The sequence below is a fragment of the Curtobacterium oceanosedimentum genome (assembly GCF_020297365.1).
Lineage (GTDB): Bacteria > Actinomycetota > Actinomycetes > Actinomycetales > Microbacteriaceae > Curtobacterium.
Genome location: NZ_JAIXIG010000011.1, coordinates 1 through 20,341, shown reverse-complemented (window position 1 = coordinate 20,341; position 20,341 = coordinate 1). Strand labels below are relative to the sequence as shown.

18 protein-coding genes are annotated in these 20,341 nt (G+C 69.0%); all 18 read left to right on the top strand.

Annotation, left to right across the window (positions count from 1 at the left end):
• Nucleotides 1-3 precede the first annotated feature (3 nt).
• The 18 genes from LEL83_RS06755 to LEL83_RS06670 all read left to right on the top strand — a co-directional run bounded on the left by LEL83_RS06755 (nt 4) and on the right by LEL83_RS06670 (nt 20,176).
• Nucleotides 4-1,671, top strand: a complete 1,668-nt coding sequence (locus LEL83_RS06755; RefSeq protein WP_225558227.1) for a GspE/PulE family protein — start codon at nt 4-6, stop codon at nt 1,669-1,671.
• Nucleotides 1,672-1,691: 20 nt separating this feature from the next.
• Complete coding sequence (locus LEL83_RS06750; protein ID WP_308009887.1) at nt 1,692-3,263, top strand: type IV pilus twitching motility protein PilT; 1,572 nt, start codon at nt 1,692-1,694, stop codon at nt 3,261-3,263.
• Nucleotides 3,263-4,486, top strand: coding sequence for a type II secretion system F family protein (locus LEL83_RS06745; protein WP_225558226.1), 1,224 nt, complete (start codon nt 3,263-3,265; stop codon nt 4,484-4,486). Before LEL83_RS06750 ends, LEL83_RS06745 begins: the two co-directional genes overlap by 1 nt.
• 192 nt (nt 4,487-4,678) lie before the next feature.
• Nucleotides 4,679-5,137 carry a type II secretion system protein gene (locus LEL83_RS16190; RefSeq protein ID WP_308009886.1) on the top strand — a complete coding sequence of 153 codons (459 nt, stop codon included), beginning with the start codon at nt 4,679-4,681 and terminating at the stop codon, nt 5,135-5,137.
• 71 nt (nt 5,138-5,208) lie between these two features.
• Nucleotides 5,209-6,660 (top strand): prepilin-type N-terminal cleavage/methylation domain-containing protein, encoded by a 1,452-nt coding sequence (locus tag LEL83_RS06735; RefSeq protein ID WP_198657006.1) that lies wholly within the window; start codon nt 5,209-5,211, stop codon nt 6,658-6,660.
• 77 nt (nt 6,661-6,737) lie between these two features.
• Complete coding sequence (locus LEL83_RS06730) at nt 6,738-7,364, top strand: hypothetical protein (RefSeq protein ID WP_225558225.1); 627 nt, start codon at nt 6,738-6,740, stop codon at nt 7,362-7,364.
• An 8-nt stretch (nt 7,365-7,372) separates the two neighbouring features.
• Nucleotides 7,373-9,256, top strand: a complete 1,884-nt coding sequence (locus tag LEL83_RS06725) for a hypothetical protein (protein WP_225558224.1) — start codon at nt 7,373-7,375, stop codon at nt 9,254-9,256.
• Nucleotides 9,253-10,095, top strand: a complete 843-nt coding sequence (locus tag LEL83_RS06720; RefSeq protein WP_225558287.1) for a prepilin peptidase — start codon at nt 9,253-9,255, stop codon at nt 10,093-10,095. Before LEL83_RS06725 ends, LEL83_RS06720 begins: the two co-directional genes overlap by 4 nt.
• Before the next feature lie 36 nt (nt 10,096-10,131).
• A complete protein-coding gene (gene pilM / locus LEL83_RS06715) occupies nt 10,132-11,184 on the top strand; it encodes a type IV pilus assembly protein PilM (protein WP_198657003.1) in 1,053 nt (350 codons plus the stop codon).
• Nucleotides 11,181-11,909 carry a hypothetical protein gene (locus LEL83_RS06710; RefSeq protein ID WP_198657002.1) on the top strand — a complete coding sequence of 243 codons (729 nt, stop codon included), beginning with the start codon at nt 11,181-11,183 and terminating at the stop codon, nt 11,907-11,909. The genes pilM and LEL83_RS06710 overlap by 4 nt, the downstream gene beginning before the upstream one ends.
• Nucleotides 11,906-12,601: a type IV pilus inner membrane component PilO gene (locus LEL83_RS06705; protein ID WP_225558223.1), complete on the top strand. Its 696-nt coding sequence runs from the start codon at nt 11,906-11,908 to the stop codon at nt 12,599-12,601. Before LEL83_RS06710 ends, LEL83_RS06705 begins: the two co-directional genes overlap by 4 nt.
• Nucleotides 12,602-12,747: 146 nt before the next feature.
• Nucleotides 12,748-13,233 (top strand): DUF6121 family protein, encoded by a 486-nt coding sequence (locus tag LEL83_RS06700; RefSeq protein ID WP_225558222.1) that lies wholly within the window; start codon nt 12,748-12,750, stop codon nt 13,231-13,233.
• Between the two features lie 36 nt (nt 13,234-13,269).
• Complete coding sequence (locus tag LEL83_RS06695) at nt 13,270-14,421, top strand: hypothetical protein (protein WP_225558221.1); 1,152 nt, start codon at nt 13,270-13,272, stop codon at nt 14,419-14,421.
• 227 nt (nt 14,422-14,648) lie between these two features.
• The gene (rpsL, locus tag LEL83_RS06690) at nt 14,649-15,017 is read left to right on the top strand and encodes a 30S ribosomal protein S12 (RefSeq protein ID WP_017885540.1); all 369 of its coding nucleotides are present in this window, start codon (nt 14,649-14,651) and stop codon (nt 15,015-15,017) included.
• A gap of 5 nt (nt 15,018-15,022) precedes the next feature.
• Nucleotides 15,023-15,493 (top strand): 30S ribosomal protein S7, encoded by a 471-nt coding sequence (gene rpsG, locus LEL83_RS06685; protein ID WP_017885539.1) that lies wholly within the window; start codon nt 15,023-15,025, stop codon nt 15,491-15,493.
• 87 nt (nt 15,494-15,580) lie between these two features.
• Nucleotides 15,581-17,695 (top strand): elongation factor G, encoded by a 2,115-nt coding sequence (gene fusA / locus LEL83_RS06680; RefSeq protein ID WP_198656998.1) that lies wholly within the window; start codon nt 15,581-15,583, stop codon nt 17,693-17,695.
• A gap of 146 nt (nt 17,696-17,841) precedes the next feature.
• Nucleotides 17,842-19,029, top strand: coding sequence for an elongation factor Tu (gene tuf / locus LEL83_RS06675; RefSeq protein WP_225558220.1), 1,188 nt, complete (start codon nt 17,842-17,844; stop codon nt 19,027-19,029).
• A gap of 169 nt (nt 19,030-19,198) precedes the next feature.
• The gene (locus LEL83_RS06670; RefSeq protein ID WP_198656997.1) at nt 19,199-20,176 is read left to right on the top strand and encodes a DNA topoisomerase IB; all 978 of its coding nucleotides are present in this window, start codon (nt 19,199-19,201) and stop codon (nt 20,174-20,176) included.
• Nucleotides 20,177-20,341 lie beyond the last annotated feature (165 nt).

The window sequence follows — 20,341 nt, the reverse complement described above, 5'->3', positions numbered from 1 at the left end:
CTCATGGCGACCCTGTCCGAGATCCTCATCCTGAACGGCGCCCTGCCGATCGAGCACCTCGACTCGATGACGGGCGACGAGGACCTCGACGAGCGCGCCATCCGCGGCCTGGTCGACCAGGGCGTCGTGAGCGAGGCCCAGTTCATCACCGCCCGCGCCGCGTCGAACAACTCCCGCACGGTCCCGCTGAGCGACTACCCCGTCGACGGCACCGCGGTGTCGATCCTGCCGGCGGCGCTCTGCCGGCGGCACGGTGTGCTCGGCGTCGGCTTCGAGGGCGACCTGCTCATCCTCGCGATGGTGAACCCGACGAACGTGCTCGCGATCGACGACGCCCGCACGGCCTCCGGTCGCACGATCAAGCCGCTGCAGGTCGAGGAGCGCGACCTCGTGGCCGCCCTCGACCGCTACCTCCGGGCCGACGACGAGCTGAACGACCTCACCTCGTCCCTCGAGGAAGAAGCGTCCGCCACCTCCACCGCGCAGGTCGACATCGCCGACGGAGCCCTCGACGACGTCCCGATCGTCCGGTTCGTGAACCTGCTCGTGTCGCAGGCGATCCAGGACCACGCGTCCGACATCCACATCGAGCCCGGCGAGCACGAGGTGCGGATCCGCTACCGCATCGACGGTGTGCTGCACGAGATGGCGCCGGCCCCGAAGAACATCCAGAACGGCGTCATCAGCCGTCTGAAGATCATGAGCGACATCGACATCGCCGAGCGGCGCAAGCCGCAGGACGGCCGCATGTCGGTCCGCCACGGCGGTCGGCAGATCGACCTCCGTGTCGCGACCCTGCCGACGGTGTGGGGCGAGAAGGTCGTCATGCGGATCCTCGACAACACGAACACGTCGTTGACCCTCAAGGACCTCAACCTGCTCGAGCGGAACTTCCAGGCGTACCAGCGGTCCTACTCGAAGCCGTACGGCATGATCCTGGTCACCGGGCCCACCGGTTCCGGGAAGTCCACGACGCTGTACACCACGCTGAACGCGGTCGCGAAGCCCGAGATCAACGTCATCACCGTCGAGGACCCGGTCGAGTACCGCATGGCCGGCATCAACCAGGTGCAGGTGAACCCGAAGGCCGGGCTGACCTTCGCCTCGGCGCTGCGGTCCATCCTGCGATCCGACCCCGACGTGGTCCTGCTCGGCGAGATCCGTGACCACGAGACCGCGCAGATCGCGATCGAGGCCTCGCTGACCGGGCACCTCGTGCTCTCGACGCTGCACACCAACGACGCCCCGTCCGCCGTCACGCGCCTGACCGAGATGGACATCGAGCCGTTCCTCGTCGGGTCGGCGCTCGACTCCGTCGTGGCCCAGCGACTCGCGCGTCGGCTGTGCGACCGGTGCAAGGCGCCCGCCGTGTACGAGGTCGAGCAGCTCCAGGCGCTCGGCTTCCTGCGCGCCGGCGACGAACTGCCGGCGTTCTTCGCCCCCGTCGGTTGCGCGGTCTGCTCGAACACGGGCTACCGCGGTCGCATCGCCCTGCACGAGGTGATGACCGTCACCGAGGAGATCGAGCGCCTCGCCGTCGGCCGGGCCTCGAGCGCGGAGATCAGCCGGGTGGCGCAGGAGCAGGGCATGCTCACGCTCCGGCAGGACGGCTTCGAGAAGGTCAAGCTCGGTATGACGAGCGTCGACGAGATCCTGCGCGTCGTCGCGTGACCGGAGGACAGGACCCGCACATGACCGACTCCGTGTACGACATCACCATGCCCGGCGACGAGCCCGTCGCCGGGTGGCACCCGGGCACGCCCGGCGCCGAGGTGGGATCGCGCCGTGCGGCCCGGCTCGCCGCGGCGGCCGCCGCGGCTCCGCAGGAGCAGGTGTACGACCTCGGTGACGACGCGTCGGCGTGGGCGGCGCCCCTCGCCTCGGCTGCCGTCCCCACGGCACCGTCCTCGACGGCGCCGGTGACCCCGCCCGCCGCCGTGCCGTCCTCGACCGCCACCTACGGCTACGCGGAACCGCCGACGCAGCAGCTGCCGACCGCACCCGTCGCCGGGACCTCGGTCAGCGCGCCCATGACGACGGCCGCAGCGCCCGGCTCGACCGCCCCGGGCTCGACCGCCCCCGGCGACATCGACTTCGCCCGGCACGCGCGCGAGGTCGCCGACCCCGATCTCATCACGGCGCTCGCGCAGGTCGTCTACCAGGGCGCCTCCGACCTGCACGTCACCGCCGATGCCCCGCCGACCGTCCGCGTCGACGGCTCGCTCCGCCCCGCCGTGCCGGGAGGCGCGTGGTCGCGCGGCAAGGTGATCGCGGCGCTCAAGACGCTGCTGTCCGTCGAGCAGGCCGGCCAGTTCGACCACGACCAGGAGCTCGACTTCGCGTACTCGCTGTCCCCGGAGTACCGCTTCCGCGTGAACTACTACCAGCAGCGCGGCAACTGGGGTGCGGCGTTCCGCATCATCCCCACGAAGATCAAGACGCTCAAGCAGCTCGGCATCCCCGAGCACGTCGGCGCGTTCGCCGGGCTGCCCCGCGGCCTGGTCCTCGTCACCGGCCCGACCGGCTCCGGCAAGTCGACCACCCTCGCCGCCCTGATCGACATGGTGAACGAGACGCGGTCCGACCACATCGTCACGGTCGAGGACCCGATCGAGTTCATGCACGAGCACAAGCGGTCGATCATCAACCAGCGCGAGGTCGGCGCCGACACGCAGTCGTTCGCCTCGGCGCTGAAGCACGTGCTCCGCCAGGACCCCGACGTCATCCTCATCGGTGAGCTCCGCGACCTCGAGACCATCTCCGTCGCCCTCACCGCCGCCGAGACCGGCCACCTGGTCTTCGCCACCCTGCACACGCAGAGCGCTCCCGGCACGATCGACCGCGTCATCGACGTGTTCCCCCCGCACCAGCAGGGCCAGATCCGCACGCAGCTCGCGGCGACCCTGCAGGGCGTCGTGTGCCAGACCCTCGTGCCGAAGGCGAACGGCGTCGGTCGGGTCGTCGCGACCGAGATCATGACGATCACCCCCGCCATCGGCAACCTCATCCGCGAGGGCAAGACGTACCAGATCACCTCGGCCATGCAGGCCGGCCGTGACCTCGGCATGCACACCATGGACCAGGACCTCGCCGAACTGGTCAACGTCGGCACCGTCTCGCGGAAGGCCGCGATGGAGAAGGTGCACGACGAGGAGGGCTTCGACCGGCTGGTGCAGCGCGTCGAGTCCCCGTCCGACTCCTCGGCCGCCGCGATCGCCGCCAGCGGCATCGACTTCGGCGACAAGTTCTCCGGAGGCTACTGATGTCCCTCGCGTTCGACTACCGCGGTCGCGACGGCGCGGGCAAGCTCGTCAAGGGGCGCCTCGACGCCGCGTCCGAAGGCGCCGTCGTCCAGCGCCTGCGGGGGATGGGCGTCTCGCCGATCGCCATCACCGAGGCGAAGGCCGGCACCGGCCTGCAGACCGAGATCAAGATCCCGGGCTTCGAGAAGGGCGTCGGCCTCAAGGACCTCGCGATCATGTCGCGCCAGGCGTCGACCATGCTGACGTCGGGGCTCTCGCTCCTGCGTGCACTCACGATCCTGTCCGACCAGACCGAGAACAAGAAGCTCAAGGACATCCTCGGCAAGGTCCGCGACGACGTCGAGCGCGGCGTCTCGTTCTCCGACGCCGTGGCGAAGTACCCGGTCGACTTCCCGCCGATCATGATCAACATGATCCGTGCGGGGGAGACCGGCGGGTTCCTCGACCAGGCCATGGACTCGATCGCGACGAACTTCGAGAAGGAGCACAAGCTCCGGTCGACGATCAAGTCGGCGATGACCTACCCCGTCGTCGTGCTGTGCATGTCGCTCGCCGCTGTGGTCATCATGCTCATCTTCATCGTCCCGATCTTCCAGGACATGTTCTCGTCGCTCGGCGGGCAGCTCCCCGTGCCGACGCAGATCCTCGTGACCCTGTCCGACGCGATGCGGTGGCTCGGGCCGGTGCTGGCGGTCGTGCTGATCGCCGCGTGGCTCTGGTACCGCGCGAACAAGAACACCGACCGTTTCCGGAACTTCCGCGACCCGATCCTGCTCCGTCTGCCGGTGTTCGGCGCCCTGACCCGCAAGATCGTCATCGCTCGGTTCGCCCGCAACTTCTCGAACATGATCGGGGCCGGCGTCCCCATTCTCCAGGCATTGTCGATCGTCGGTCAGGTGTCGAACAACTTCGTCGTGCAGAAAGCACTCGAACGCGTTTCCGAAAGCGTTCGGAAAGGCGAATCGATCGCCGCGCCGATGGAAAAAGAAACAGTGTTCCCGGCAATGGTTTCGCAGATGGTCGCGGTCGGTGAAGACGCCGGGTCCCTCGAGGTGATGCTCGAGAAGATCGCCGTGTTCTACGACGCCGAGGTCGAATCCACGACGGAATCCCTCACCGCGCTGATCGAGCCGTTGCTCATCGCGTTCCTGGGCGTGGTGGTGGGTGGCATGATCGTCGCGCTGTACCTGCCGATCTTCCAGATCACGTCGCTCGTCCAGTAGCGGCAGCTCGTTCCTGGCCCTCGTGCGGGGGCGGCCAGCGCTGAATTGCCCCCGCTACTGGGGGCATTTCGGTGCGTCCGGACCCCCCGTTCTCGGGATTCCGCCCGCAAACGCCCCTGAATACTCTTGTCAGCGGCGGCGGAGCACTTCCCTGCACAACCCAAACGCATTCCCAGAAGAATGGAAACCACCATGTACTTCGCTCTCATGGGCAAGCTCGACGCTCGCCGCAAGGGTCTCCTCGAGGACAAGGAGAAGGGCTTCACGCTCATCGAGCTCCTGGTCGTCGTCATCATCATCGGCATCCTCGCCGCGATCGCCATCCCGGTGTACCTGAACGTGCAGAACAACGCGAAGGACTCGGCAGTCAAGAGCGACCTCGCGAACGCGAAGACCGCCGTCATCGCGTACCAGACCGAGAAGGGCAACCTGCCGGACGGTTCCAGCACAGGGCAGAAGCTCGAGGCTTCGAACACCGAACTCGGCAAGTACGGGCTGACGGTCAGCGCGAACACCAAGGACCTCAAGTACGGGACGAACCCGACCACCGGCGCATCGACGTTCTGCATCCAGCAGACCTCGGACAGCGGTAAGACCTTCCGCATCACCGAGTCGACCTCCGTGGTCGACAAGGCCTGCGGCGCGGCCTAGGCAACAAGTGAAGGGCGGCCCGTCGATCGGACGGGCCGCCCTTCGCCACATCGGACGACGAGGAGGTGACCATGATCCAACGACTGCGCGACCGGCTGTCCCGGCACGATGCCGAGGCCGGCTTCTCGGTCATCGAGGTCATGGTCGCCATGATGGTGTTCGCCGTGATGTCCATCGGCATCGCCTACGGCATCGCGAACAGCCTGCAGCTCACCCAGACGAACCGCGGACGCGAGACCGCCGTCGCCCTGGCCTCGCAGGACATCGACACCCTCCGCCAGACGGCTGCCGCGTCCACCGGTGGCATCTTCAAGGTGCTCAGCAGGGCCGGCGAGGACAACAAGAAGACCATCGGCGGTGTCACCTACCAGGTCGACCGAGCCGTGCGCTGGGTCCAGAGTGACGGCGCAACCGGTGCCTGCGGAACGTCGAACGGCAAGCTGGCGTACAAGAGCGTCGTCGAGACGGTCACGTGGCCCAACCCGCGTGGTGGGTCGAGCACGACCTCGGTGTCGTCCGCCATCGCACCGAGCGACGCCGTGACCGACCCCGGGTACGGCACGGTGATCATCTCGGTCACCACCGCGTCCGGCGCCCCCGCCGCGGGTGTCGGCATCAGCATCGCGCCGGTCAGCGGCGGCGGCGGGAGCCCCCTGACGACCCCGGTCCTCCCGACCGACGACCAGGGCTGCTCGTACGCCGTCAACGTGACGCAGGGCGACTACACCGTCACCGCGAACGCTGGTGGCGGCATCGACACCAACCAGGGCCAACCGTCCGTGCAGTCGCCGATCTCGGTGACCGCCGGCGCGAGCGCACCCGTCCCCTTCGTCTACGACCAGGCGAGCCGACTGACCCTGCAGTACGCGACCGGGCACCAGGCGACCCTGCCCACGAACATGCCGACGACCCTGTCGAGCACCGCCGGGGGACTGGACACGATCCGGCCATGGGACCTGGCGAGCACCTCGCTCAACGTCACGTCGGCGTCGAGGCCGTCGGTGCCGGTCTTCCCGTTCACCTCGGGCTACACGGTGTACGCCGGGCCCTACTCCAACACCCCGGGCGCATCGACGAGCTGCCTCAGCCCGAACCCGTCGTCCTGGTCGACACCCGACGCCGAGAACGCCATCGGGGTGAGTCCCCCGACCGTCGCGACCGCGCCCGGACAGCCGTCGACCGCCGACGTCCAGATGGGCGTCGCCACCGTCACGGGTGTGAAGGGGCGGTACGTCACGGCCGTTTCGTCCGTCAACCCGGCGGCGGGCGACCCCGGTTGTGCTGCGGGGATGACGATGCGGTTCCCGGTCTCGACCACGGACACCGCCACCATCGCCCTGCCGTTCGGCACCTGGACGATCTCCTCCGGCACCACGTTCGGGTCGACGAGCAAGAACGAGATCGCGGCGAAGGCGTCGAACGTCAAGCCGGTCACCAACGGCATGGTCAACCAGAAGACGACCCTCGTCGTCATCAACTACGACAACACGCTGACCCTCGACCCGCGGGGTCAGACACCGTGAGGCGGCTGGTCCTCCGCCTCCACCGGGACCAGGCGGGCGTCTCACTGTCCGAACTGCTGGTCGCCGTCAGCGTGTCGATGATCATCCTCGTCGCGGTGGGCGGGTTCTTCACCTCGACGCTGCGTGCGGGCACCACCAACACCGCGTCCGACCAGAACGCGCGGACGGCGTCGATCGCGATGAACTCCCTGACGCGCTACGTGCACGCGGCGAGCCTGCTGCCGAAGGCCGACGGCACCTACGCGGCTGCGGTCACGCAGGCCGGACCCACGCAGGTGGTCTTCTACGCCTACATCAACCTGGACGGCAACAGCACCGACAAGCCCGTCCAGGTCCGCTACTCGCTCAACGCCGCGAAACGTCTCGTGGTGGACCAGTGGGACGGGTCGGCGACGAAGGGCTTCTACTCGTTCCCCGCCACGTCGCAGACGCCCGCGCGGAGCCTGGTGATCGGCGGACCGATCGCGTCACCGACGAGTGACGGCGCCCCACTGCTGACGTACCTCGGCGCCGACGGGAAAGCCCTGCCGACCCAGCCGGACGGCACCCTCGCGAGCGCGCAGCTCGGCAACATCCGTGCCGTCCGAGTCAACCTCGAGCTCGGATCGACCGCCGCGGGGGCGAGCGGCAACACCCACGTCCAGAACACGCTGTACCTCTTCAACGTCGTCTACGGCACGAGCATCGGAGCAGGAACCCCATGATCGGTCGCTTGAGCCGAGTGCTGGACCGGGCGCACCGGGACGAGCGCGGGATGATCCTCGGCAACGTGCTCATCTTCGGTACGGTCATGATGTTGCTCGTCGCCACGATGATCGCCGTCTCGACCTCGGGTGCCGTCAAGGCGGCGACGGACCGCAACTTCCAGAACGCTATGGCTGCGGCGTACGCAGGACTCGCCGACTACCAGTCGAAGCTCTCGAACGACAACGGGTACGCCCTCTACGGCAACGCGGACGCGCAGTTCAGCAAGTCGAGCGGGTCGACGTTCGTGAACGCGGACAAGAACATCGCGTTCACCACCTCCGGGCGGGACTGGGCGCCGGTCGTGGGGTCCAGCGACCAGTGGTTCCGGTACGAGGTCGACAACTCGGACTACTCCGGCAAGGGCGTGCTCCGGGTCCGGGTCACCGGGAAGTCGGGCTCGAGCGTCCGGTCCCTCGTCGCGAACCTCAAGGGCGACGGCTTCATCAACTACCTGTACTTCACGAACTACGAATCGTCGAACCCGGCGCTCACCGGGAGCGACTGCACGACGGCCTACCAGTGGCAGTCCGTCAGCGGCAAGTGCGCCGCGGTGCAGTTCGCCGGGTCCGACACCCTGGACGGCCCGATCCGGACGAACGACGTCTTCACCTCCGCGTGCTCCACGGTCTTCAACGGCTCGGTCGAGCAGCACGACACGACGGTCCTCCCCGCGAGCGGGGGCTGTGCCGGATCGTTCAACGGCGGTCCGGCGTCGGCGGTCCCGTACCTCGGGCTCCCCGCACTGAACACGAACATGTCGCAGGAGACGCGCACGGACCTGCCGACGACGGTCCCGCGGCCCGGGTGCATGTACACCGGTCCGACCCGCGTGAAGTTCCTCGGGAACGGCAAGATGACCGTGTGGTCGCCATGGTCGAAGGCCACGCAGATCAAGGTCGACAGCGCTTCCGGAGCGGTCTCCGCCGCCGACGACGCCGCCAAGGCCGCTGCACTGTGCGGTGGGGTCACGGACCTGCAGAGCGCCGCCGGGGCGACGATCGCGACGCTCCCGTCGAACCTCATGTACGTGCAGGACGTCCCGTCCGCGTCGAACAACGTCAACGCGTGGGGTGCGAGCTACCCGTCGAGGTACTCGAACACCTACTGCACCACCGCGGTCACCGTGCGCGCGAACGGATCCGTGACCACGACACGCAACCAGCCGTTCGACAACGGCCAGGGGTTCCCCGCCGCTGGCGAGTGGATCAACGGCGGAAGGTCCGACAACTCGTACCAGACCGGCTCGGCCTCCGACACGTACGGGTGCAGTGCCGGCGACGTGTTCGTCAGCGGGGCGTTCAGCGGCGCGATGACGATCGCGTCCTCCGGCACGGTCTGGGTCACCGGTGACATCACGTACGGGAGCCCGACGAACGACGTGCTCGGCCTCGTGGGACAGAACGCCGTCGAGATCTACAATCCCGCGCGCTGCACCTCCTACCCGACCACCTACCAGTGGGGGGTCGGGTACGTGACGGACACCTCGCGGTGCAACACTGCGGGTGTCGGGCTGTTGAACCGGTCCGGCGGTGCTTCCATCACGGTGGCCGCGGCGATCGCCAGCAACGCGGGCACCTTCTGGAACCAGAACTACGACATCGGCCCGAAGCTCGGCACCCTCAAGGTGGTCGGCTCGATCGCGCAGAACTGGCGCGGAGCGGTCGCGACGACCGGCAACACCGGGTTCTCGAAGAACTACGTCTACGACCAGCGCCTCCTGACCACCGCGCCGCCGAAGTTCCTGCAGCCGGTGTCGACCTCGTACGGGGTCACCACCCAGGTCGAGGTGCAGGCGGCCTACGCCGCGGACGGTTCCTGCGCGAAGACGACGGGCGGTGCGTGCCGATGACGACGCTCCAGCCCCTGCTCCCTCTGCTCACCGGCGCGTCCGCCCTGCTCGGTCTGCTCGTCGGCTCGTTCCTCAACGTCGTCGTGCACCGGGTGCCGGCCGGTGCGTCCGTGGTCTCGCCACCGAGCGCCTGCCCGGCCTGTGGCCACGCGATCCGTCGCCGCGACAACGTCCCCGTGCTGTCCTGGCTCCTGCTGCGGGGGCGGTGCCGCGACTGCTCGGCGCCCATCTCCGCGCGCTATCCCCTGGTCGAACTCGCCACGGCGGTCCTGTTCGGGGTCGCCGCCGTCCTGGCGGTGACGGCGACGTCGGACCGTGCGTCGCAGAGCACGGCCGCGCAGGTGGTGCTGCTCGTCGCCTTGCTCTGGGCGATGGGGATGTCCGTGGCGCTCACGCTGATCGACACGGACACGCACACGTTGCCAAACGCCGTCGTCTACCCGTCGGCGGTCGTCCTGGCGGTACTGCTCGCGCTGGTCAGCGCGCTCGACGGCGACTGGGGAGCGCTCGGTCGGGCCGCGATCGGGGCAGCGGTGCTGGGGACCGCCTACCTCGCCCTCGCCCTCGCGGTGCCCGGAGGCATGGGGCTGGGGGACGTCAAGTTGGCCGTCGTCCTCGGCCTCGTCCTGGCGTACCTCGGATGGGGACCCCTCGCAGTGGGTGCTTTCGGTGCGTTCGTGGTCGGCGGTACCGTCGCCCTCGCACTCCTCGTCAGCGGTCGCGCGCGTTGGCGCGGTGGCCTGCCGTTCGGTCCGTCGATGCTGGTGGGGGCATGGCTCGGCATCGCGTTCGGCGACGGACTCTGGACCGGGTACCTCCGCGTCCTCGGCGTCGCCTGACCGCGCTCATCCTCCACAGTCAACGAAAGCAGCATCATGGGCAAGAGCATCGTGGGTGTCGACATCGCCGGATCATCGATCCGAGCGGTCGAGGTCGCGGACGCCGACCGAGCACGTCCGACGGTGGTGCGCTTCGCCGAGGTGCCGACCCCGCCGGACGCCGTGAGCCGTGGTGAGGTCCTGGAGCCGAACACCGTCGCCGCGGCCCTGCGCAAGCTGTGGGCGACGGGTCGGTTCCGCTCGAAGGACGTCGTGCTCGGGATGGGGAACCAGCGCGTGCTCTCGCGCGACCTCACGGTGCCGCTCGCGCCGATGCCGCAGATCCGCGAGAGCCTGCCGTTCCAGGTGCAGGAGATGCTCCCGGTGCCCGTCGGTGACGCGATCCTCGACTTCTACCCGGTGTCCGAGGGTGAGAGCGAGAACGGACCGGTCGTGCACGGGCTCCTGATCGCGGCGATCAAGGACGCCGTGCTCGCGAACGTCAAGGCGGTGCAGCTCGCAGGGCTCAACCCGGTGGGCGTCGACATGATCCCCTTCGCCCTCACCCGCGTGCTGCTCAGCAGGCAGGGTGCCCGTGGCACCGCCGCCGTCGTGCAGTTCGGTGCCGACACCACCAGCGTGGTCATCGCGACCGACGGTGTGCCGCAGTTCGTCCGGATCATCCCGATCGGCGGCAACGACATCTCGCGGGCGCTGGTCGGCACCCTCGACGTCACGTTCGACCAGGCCGAAGCGGTGAAGCGCCACCTCGGGTTGGGCGGCCGGGAGCGGACGGCGGACGACGCTCGCGCCGTCTCCGTCATCGCGATGTCGGTCAACGAGCTCATCTCGAGCCTCCGGAACACGATCAACTACTTCGTGAACACCCGTCCCACCGAGCCGGTGACCCGGGTGGTCGTCGCCGGCGGCGGCGCGCGTCTCGCGGGACTGCAGCAGGCGCTCGCGGAGCAGATCCGGCTCCCGATCACCGTGGGCGACGCGTTCGACGGCGTCGGTCTCGCCCGGTCGATCCCCGCGGACGACGTGGTCGACCACCTCGACGCCATCACCGTGGCGTTCGGCCTGGCAGTAGGGAGCAGAGCAGCATGACCGTCGCCGAGACCCGTCCGGCCACCGCCGAGGACGACGCAGGTGGGATGCGCGAGCGGAAGGCCTCCAAGCGCGCGCAGGTGTCGATCGCAGGGCGTGAGCCGCGCGTCGACCTCCTCCCGCCGGAGGTGCACGCCGACCGGCGTGAACGGGGCGTCGCCCGGCGCGCCTGGCTCGGCGTGATCGTCGTCGCCGCCGTCGCGGCGCTCGCCGTCGGGGCAGCGGCGGTGCACCAGCTGGACACCGCGTCGTCGCTGACCGCCGCACAGGCCGAGACGACCTCGCTGCTCCAACAGCAACAGCGCTTCTCGGAGGTCCGCCAGGCCGAGCAGGACAGCCAGCTCCTCGAGGCGGCACGCGCCGTCGGTGGGTCGACGGAGATCGACTGGAACGGCACCCTGTCGCAGCTGAAGGCCCTCCTGCCGTCGGGGGTCGCCATCACGTCGATGACCATCGACTCCGCGGACGTCACCACCCCCTTCGCCCAGTCGGCCGTGCCGCTCGAGAAGGCCCGTGTCGCGACGATGCAGCTGACCGTCTCCAGCCCGACGATCCCGTCCGTGCCCGACTGGACCGCCCGGTTGTCGCAGCTCGACGGGTACGCCGATTCGAGCATCACGGCCGTCGCCCTCCAGGAGGACTCCGGCGGGTACTCCGCGACCGTCCAGGTCCACCTCGGAGCAGGGGCCTTCGACGGCAGGTACACCGAGGAGCAGTCGAAGTGAACCGCAACCGTCTCTCACTCGTCGTCGCCCTCGTCGCGATCGGCGCCGTCCTGGCCGGGGCCTGGTTCCTCGGCGTGCAACCGCAGCTCGCACAGGCCGCCGACCACTCGACCCAGCAGACGGACATCGACGCGACGAACGCCCGCAACCGTGCGGAACTCGCGCGGCTCGAGAAGGCCAGCGAGGAGCTCGGTGCGACGAAGGCGGAGCTCGACGTCCTCCGTGTCTCGGTCCCGTCCACCCCGTCGACGGCGGCGCTCCTGACGCAGCTGAACAACGCGGCGGGCGCCAGCGGTGTCACCGTGACGGCGATCACGATCGGTGACGCGAAGGCCTACGACCCCGTCGCGGCAGCGCCGGCGTCGGAGCCGTCCCCTTCGACGACCGCGACGCCGACTGCGGAGCCGACGCCGTCCGCTCCGGCCCCGCTGACCGACCCCGCCGTCACCGGGGCCAACTTCGTCGTGATCCCCGTCACGGCCGCGGTGAAGGGGTCCTACGACCAAGCGCTCGCCTTCACGAAGGCGGTGCAGTCCGGGCAGCGGTTGTTCCTCGTGACGGGCATCGCCTCGACGAGCTCGGACGGCGGGGCGAGCCCCATGGACGACCAGGCGTGGTCGCTGACCGGCTCCGTCTACGTCTTCGCGGAACCAGGCGACACAGCGGCAGCGGACGCCCCGAAGGGGGACTGACGCGAAGTCAGGGTCGTCCCGGCCACCGGCCGTGCGCTGGCGACCGCCGACCGGACGGCTCCGAGGCGGACGCCACCACGGGCCTCCAGGCTGACGCAGTGGCCGTGGTCCGGCGTCGACCAGCCGGACGGCGATACGATCGCCCCATGTCCCGGTGGTTGATCGCGACGATGACGTCCGTCCTCTTCATCGCGCTCGTGATCGCCGTCACGGGCTTCGAGTCCCTGCTCGCCGACGTCGAGGTCATCTCGCAGCCCGACGCCACCCCGTACCTCGGACCCGCGATGGTGGTCGGCGCGACCGTCGTGGTGTTCCTCGCGACCGCGGTGGGTGCGCGCGAGGGCAATCCGGGCGTGACCGCGCTGGTGGCCGCGGCGACCGCCTACCTGGTGATGCTCGGCGTCGGCGCGGTCGGGTACGCGCTGATCCGGTCGGACCTGACCGAGCTCCTGGTGTTCCCGGCCGGCTACGCCCTCGGTCCGTTCGTGGTCGGGTCCGTCGTGGTGGCCCTGCTCTCCGTGCTCGGCGGCGTCACGGCGGCTCGGCACGGGGCGCGGAACCCGGTGGACACCCACGAGCGGCAGGGGAGTGCCGGTCGTTCGTCCACGGGTGACGAACCCACCGGCCGGTAGTCTGCGGGAGCACGACGGACAGCTGACGGGGGAACGATGAACGACCAGCACGGGCACGACCCGGACGAGCAGCGCGGCTGGGGTGCCGTGCCGACCGTGGCCTCGATCCGCGGCACCGTCGACGCGCCCGCAGCCGGAGCCGCCACGGGGCAGCGCCGACCGCGGCGGCGGTTGCGACGGGGGCAGGTCGTCGCGCTGGTCGCTTCCGGCGCGGTCGTCGTGCTCCTCCTGGTCGCCGGTGGCGTGGGCTACTCGGTCGGCTCGACCTCGCACTCGGCCGACCGGCCCGTGCGGGCGTTCCTCGACGACCTGACGGCGGGGCGGGTGGCGGACGCCCTCGACGACGCCGGCATCGACCGCGAACGCTCCGACGTGCTGCTCGGCGCCACGGCCTACGAGCAGGCCACCGACAAGGTCACCGGGTACCGGATCGCGGCCACCCGGACCGAGGGGGACACGGCGACCGTCCGCGCGTACCTGCGGCAGGGCGGGCAGGACGTGGCGGCGACGTTCACGCTCGCCCGCACCGGCACCGACTGGGGCGTGTTCCCGGTCTGGGAGCTGCAGGCGCCGGAGCTGGGCACGGTCGACGTCGGCGTCCGGGGGCCGGCCGGTGCGAGGGTGCAGGTGGCGGGCCGTGCGGCGCGGACCGCGGAGGACGGCACCGTCCGTCTCCGAGCCCTGCCGGGCACGTACGACGTCACGTTCGACGGCGGCAGGTGGACGACCGCGAAGGGTGGGTCCGCGACCGTCAGCGGCTTCGGGCAGGTCCCGACGCGGCCGGTGCAGACGACGGTGACCCTGACGGAGGCCGGGCAGCGAGCCGCCGAACGAGCGGTGGACGCCTGGGTGGATCGCTGCATCGCGTCGACCGACGCGGCTCCGACCGGGTGCAGCTTCTACGCCTACGGGCAGGACCCCGCCTTCACCTACACGAACCAGAAGTGGACGCTGGAGTCGCGGCCCACGGTGTCGGTCGGCGACTGGACGAGCAACGGGTGGCTGGTGAGCACGACCACCGCCGGTCGTGCGACCTACACGGCGGACATCTCCGGCGCTGCCGGCACCGGGACCGCCTCTGCCGGGCCGCTCGACGTGAACGCGAGCGGGTACGTCACCGGCTTCTCCGACGACGGTGCGACGTTCCGCTCCGCCGTGGGCAACGGTTCCTCTGACACCGGCTCATGACGGTGTCCGTGCCCGGGGTGACCCGGATTGATTTCGTCCCGCTCCGCAGGTAGTCTCTACCGGGTGTGCGCCCTCGGGCGCGCCCGAAAAGTCCGGCGGGCGGAACGCCCAGTCGGACCACTCCGTCCCCCACTCGATCGTCCGCCGTCCGGCGGTGATCAGCGTGGGACGAGGAAGCCGGCGGAACGCGCCGGCCAGAGAGCACGAGCGAAGAACCAGGAGAACAGTTGCCTACCATCCAGCAGCTGGTTCGCAAGGGTCGTACGCCGAAGGTCACCAAGACCAAGGCGCCCGCCCTGAAGGCGAACCCCCAGCAGCGTGGCGTGTGCACCCGCGTCTACACCACCACCCCGAAGAAGCCGAACTCGGCACTGCGCAAGGTCGCTCGTGTCAAGCTCTCGAACGGCACCGAGGTCACGGCCTACATCCCCGGTGAGGGCCACAACCTCCAGGAGCACTCGATGGTGCTCGTCCGTGGCGGTCGTGTGAAGGACCTCCCGGGTGTCCGTTACAAGATCATCCGTGGCGCCCTGGACACCCAGGCAGTCAAGAACCGTAAGCAGGCTCGCAGCCGCTACGGCGCGAAGAAGGGTTGAGTTAGATGCCTCGTAAGGGTCCCGCTCCCAAGCGTCCCGTCGTCGCCGACCCGGTCTACGGTGCGCCGATCGTCAGCCAGCTCGTCAACAAGATCCTGCTCGACGGCAAGAAGGGCCTCGCCGAGCGCATCGTCTACGGTGCACTCGAAGGCGTCTCCGCCAAGAACCAGCAGGACGCCGTCGTGACGCTGAAGAAGGCGCTCGACAACGTCCGTCCGACCCTCGAGGTCCGCAGCCGCCGCGTCGGTGGCTCGACCTACCAGGTGCCGGTCGAGGTCAAGCCGCACCGCGCGAACACCCTCGCGCTGCGTTGGCTCACCTCGTACGCCAAGGCCCGTCGCGAGAAGACGATGACCGAGCGTCTCATGAACGAGATCCTCGACGCGTCGAACGGTCTCGGCGCCGCGGTCAAGCGCCGCGAGGACACGCACAAGATGGCCGAGTCGAACAAGGCCTTCGCCCACTACCGCTGGTAGTCCCGGCACCGTGCGGGCGCCGGTGGTCAAGAACCCCGGCGCCCGCCCGGCCGCCAACCTCTCCTACAACTCTTCCGGAGGAACCCTGTGGCACAGGACGTGCTCACCGACCTGAACAAGGTCCGCAACATCGGCATCATGGCGCACATCGATGCCGGCAAGACGACGACGACCGAGCGCATCCTGTTCTACACGGGCATCACGCACAAGATCGGTGAGGTCCACGACGGCGCTGCCACGATGGACTGGATGGCGCAGGAGCAGGAGCGCGGCATCACGATCACGTCGGCCGCGACGACCTGCTTCTGGGACAACAACCAGATCAACATCATCGACACCCCTGGTCACGTGGACTTCACGGTCGAGGTGGAGCGTTCGCTCCGCGTCCTCGACGGTGCGGTCGCCGTCTTCGACGGCAAGGAGGGCGTCGAGCCCCAGTCCGAGACCGTGTGGCGTCAGGCGGACAAGTACGACGTCCCGCGCATCTGCTTCGTCAACAAGATGGACAAGCTGGGCGCCGACTTCTACTTCACCGTCGACACCATCATCAACCGCCTCGGCGCGGAGCCCCTCGTGCTCCAGCTCCCGATCGGCGCCGAGAACGACTTCGTCGGGATCGTCGACCTCATCGAGATGCACGCCAAGGTCTGGCCGGGCGATGCCAAGGGTGACGTCACCATGGGCGCCCAGTACGAGGTCCAGGAGATCCCCGCGGACCTCAAGGACCGTGCGGACGAGTACCGCGCCAAGCTGATCGAGCGCGTCGCGGAGACCGACGACGCCCTGCTCGAGAAGTACTTCGGTGGCGAGGAGCTCACCAAGGACGAGATCAAGAACGCGATCCGCAAGCTCACGATCGCGTCCGAGGTCTACCCCGTCCTGTGCGGCTCGGCCTTCAAGAACCGCGGTGTCCAGCCGATGCTCGACGCCGTCATCGACTACCTCCCGTCCCCGCTCGACGTGCCGCCGATGATCGGCCACGACGTCAAGGACGAGGAGAAGGAGATCATCCGCAAGCCCGACTCGTCGGAGCCGTTCTCGGCCCTGGCGTTCAAGGTCGCGGTGCACCCCTTCTTCGGTCGCCTCACGTACGTCCGCGTCTACTCCGGCTCGATCGAGTCCGGTGCCCAGGTCATCAACTCGACCAAGGGCAAGAAGGAGCGCATCGGGAAGATCTTCCAGATGCACTCCAACAAGGAGAACCCGGTCGACAACGTGACCGCCGGCCACATCTACGCGGTCATCGGCCTCAAGGACACCACCACCGGTGACACCCTCTGCGACCCGCAGAACCAGGTCGTCCTCGAGTCGATGACGTTCCCGGAGCCGGTCATCGAGGTCGCCATCGAGCCGAACACGAAGGCCGACCAGGAGAAGCTCTCCACGGCCATCCAGAAGCTCGCCGAAGAGGACCCGACGTTCCGCGTCGAGCTCAACGCCGAGACCGGTCAGACGACGATCAAGGGCATGGGCGAGCTCCACCTCGACATCCTCGTCGACCGCATGAAGCGTGAGTTCAAGGTCGAGGCGAGCGTCGGCAAGCCCCAGGTGGCCTACCGCGAGACGCTCACCAAGGTCGTCGAGCGCTACGACTACACGCACAAGAAGCAGACCGGTGGTTCCGGCCAGTTCGCGAAGGTGCAGATCGCCCTCGAGCCGATGGAAGTCACGGCCGAGAAGGTCTACGAGTTCGAGAACGCCGTCACCGGTGGTCGCGTGCCGCGTGAGTACATCCCGTCGGTCGACGCCGGTATCCAGGACGCCATGCAGGTCGGCATCCTCGCGGGCTACCCGACCGTCGGCGTGAAGGCCATCCTCAAGGACGGCGCGGCGCACGACGTCGACTCGTCCGAGATGGCGTTCAAGATCGCCGGTTCGATCGCCTACAAGGAAGCGGCCCGCAAGGCCGGTCCGGCGATCCTCGAGCCGATCATGGCCGTCGAGGTCCGTACTCCGGAGGAGTACATGGGCGACGTCATCGGTGACCTGAACTCCCGTCGTGGCCAGATCGCCTCGATGGAGGACGCCTCGGGCGTCAAGGTGGTCCGCGCGAGCGTGCCGCTGTCCGAGATGTTCGGCTACGTCGGCGACCTGCGGTCGAAGACCTCTGGTCGTGCGGTCTACTCGATGACCTTCGAGACCTACAGCCAGGTCCCGGCCAAGGTCGCCGAGGAGATCATCGCGAAGAACGCGGGGGAGTAGCGCTCAGCGCTTCTCCACAGGCGGGGGCGCCCGGCGACGGGCCCCTCGCCACCAAGTAAAGTACAGACACACACCGCGCACCAACGGTTCCGAGCCCATCCAGGGCCGGCCGGGGGTGACGCTTCCGAGTCCTGAGGAGGACCCCAGTGGCCAAGGCCAAGTTCGAGCGCACCAAGCCGCACGTCAACATCGGAACCATCGGTCACGTCGACCACGGCAAGACCACGCTCACGGCGGCGATCACCAAGGTTCTGCACGACCAGTACCCGGACCTCAACGAGGCCCGCGACTTCGCGCAGATCGACAACGCTCCCGAGGAGCGCCAGCGCGGCATCACGATCAACATCTCCCACGTGGAGTACCAGACCGAGAAGCGTCACTACGCGCACGTCGACGCCCCCGGTCACGCCGACTACGTGAAGAACATGATCACGGGTGCGGCGCAGATGGACGGCGCGATCCTCGTGGTCGCCGCCACCGACGGCCCGATGCCCCAGACGCGTGAGCACGTCCTGCTCGCCCGCCAGGTCGGCGTCCCCTACATCGTCGTCGCGCTGAACAAGTCCGACATGGTGGACGACGAGGAGATCCTGGAGCTCGTCGAGCTCGAGGTCCGCGAGCTCCTCGGCTCGCAGCAGTTCGACGAGGACGCCCCCGTCATGCAGGTCTCGGCGCTCAAGGCGCTCGAGGGCGACGAGAAGTGGGTCAAGTCGGTCCAGGACCTCATGGCCCAGGTCGACGAGAACGTGCCGGACCCGGTGCGCGCCACCGACCAGCCGTTCCTGATGCCGATCGAGGACGTCTTCACGATCACCGGTCGTGGCACGGTCGTCACCGGTCGCGTCGAGCGTGGCACGCTCAACCTGAACGAGGAGGTCGAGATCGTCGGCATCCGCGCGACGCAGAAGACCACCGTCACGGGCATCGAGATGTTCCGCAAGCTGCTCGACCAGGCGGTCGCCGGTGACAACACCGGTCTGCTCATCCGTGGCCTCAAGCGCGAGGACGTGGAGCGCGGCCAGGTCGTCGTGAAGCCGGGTTCGGTCACGCCGCACACCGAGTTCCAGGCGAACGCGTACATCCTGACCAAGGACGAGGGTGGGCGTCACAACCCGTTCTACGCGAACTACCGCCCGCAGTTCTACTTCCGCACCACGGACGTCACCGGCGTCATCACGCTGCCCGAGGGCACCGAGATGGTCATGCCCGGTGACACCGTCGCCATGACCGTCGAGCTGATCCAGCCGATCGCCATGGAGGAGGGCCTCCGCTTCGCCATCCGTGAGGGTGGTCGTACGGTCGGCGCCGGTACGGTCGAGAAGATCATCAAGTAACTCCTGTCACCAGCTGCAGCGGGGTCGGACCTTCGGGTCCGGCCCCGCTGTCGTGTTCCGCCCTGGTCCACCGCGTCCTCCCACGGCGTGCGTGTCGGCCTGGAGGCGCGGTGCCGGTCGTGCGCCTGTCTCCGGTCGGTCACAGGGTCGCGCGGGCACTCTCTGAGGAGTGACCCGTCTCCGCAGATCCCGGACCGGCGGACGTGGCTACCACCGCGTCCGTTCCGGCCGGGGTTTCTCGTACCGTGACCCAGCCGGCAACACCGTCACCGATCCGACGGAGCGCGCGCGGCTCGACGAGTTCGTCATCCCGCCGGCGTGGGACGACGTCTGGATCTCCCCGTACGAGAACGGGCACATCCTCGCCACCGGCATCGACGGTGCCGGCCGTCGGCAGTACATGTACCACCCGTCCTGGCGCGAGCGCATGGACCGCATCAAGTACGACCGCGCGCTCGCCCTCGCCGAGTCGCTGCCGGTGGCGCGCCGTGGTGTCACGCAGGACCTCCGTCGGCCGGAGCCGGACCGGCAGCGCGCTCTCGCAGCGGCCTTCCGGATGCTCGACCAGGGGTCGCTCCGCGTCGGCTCGGAGCGGTACGCCACCGAGCACGGCAGCCGCGGGCTCTCGACGCTGCTCTGCGCCCACGCCCACGTGTCCGGCGACGACATCGAGCTCGACTTCCCGGGCAAGAGCGGCCAGGAGTGGTCCTCGTCCATCCACGACCACGACCTGGCCCGCGTCATCGCCGGCATGAAGCGGCGCGGGCCGAACGCCCGACTGCTGTCGTTCCGCGAACGGCGTGGCGCCGAGTGGGAACCCCTGTCCGCCGAGGACATCAACGCCTACGTCAAGGAGCGCGCCGGGGACGAGTTCACCGCGAAGGACTTCCGCACGCTGCACGGCACGGTCGCCGCCGCCGTCGACCTGGCGAAGACCGGACCGCAGCCGTCGGAGGCCAAGCGGAAGAAGGCGGTCTCGCACGCGGTGAAGGCGGCGAGTGACGAGCTCGGCAACACCCCGACGGTGTGCCGACAGAGCTACATCGACCCGCGTCTGCTCGACGCCTACGCCCACGGCGAGACCATCGACCCGAAGCGCCTCGCATCGGCCGAGTCCGAGGTGCGTGCCCTGCTCTACCGACAGTGACCCCGTGGCCGTCCGGATGACGTAGCGTTGGTCGACGTGCCGGACCACCCCCACACGGCACGGAAGGACCCTCAACAGTCGTGACCGACGAGTGCATCCACGGTTTCCCCACCGAGCTCTGCGACATCTGCGCACCCCGGCAGCGTGAAGCGCCGGAGACCCCAG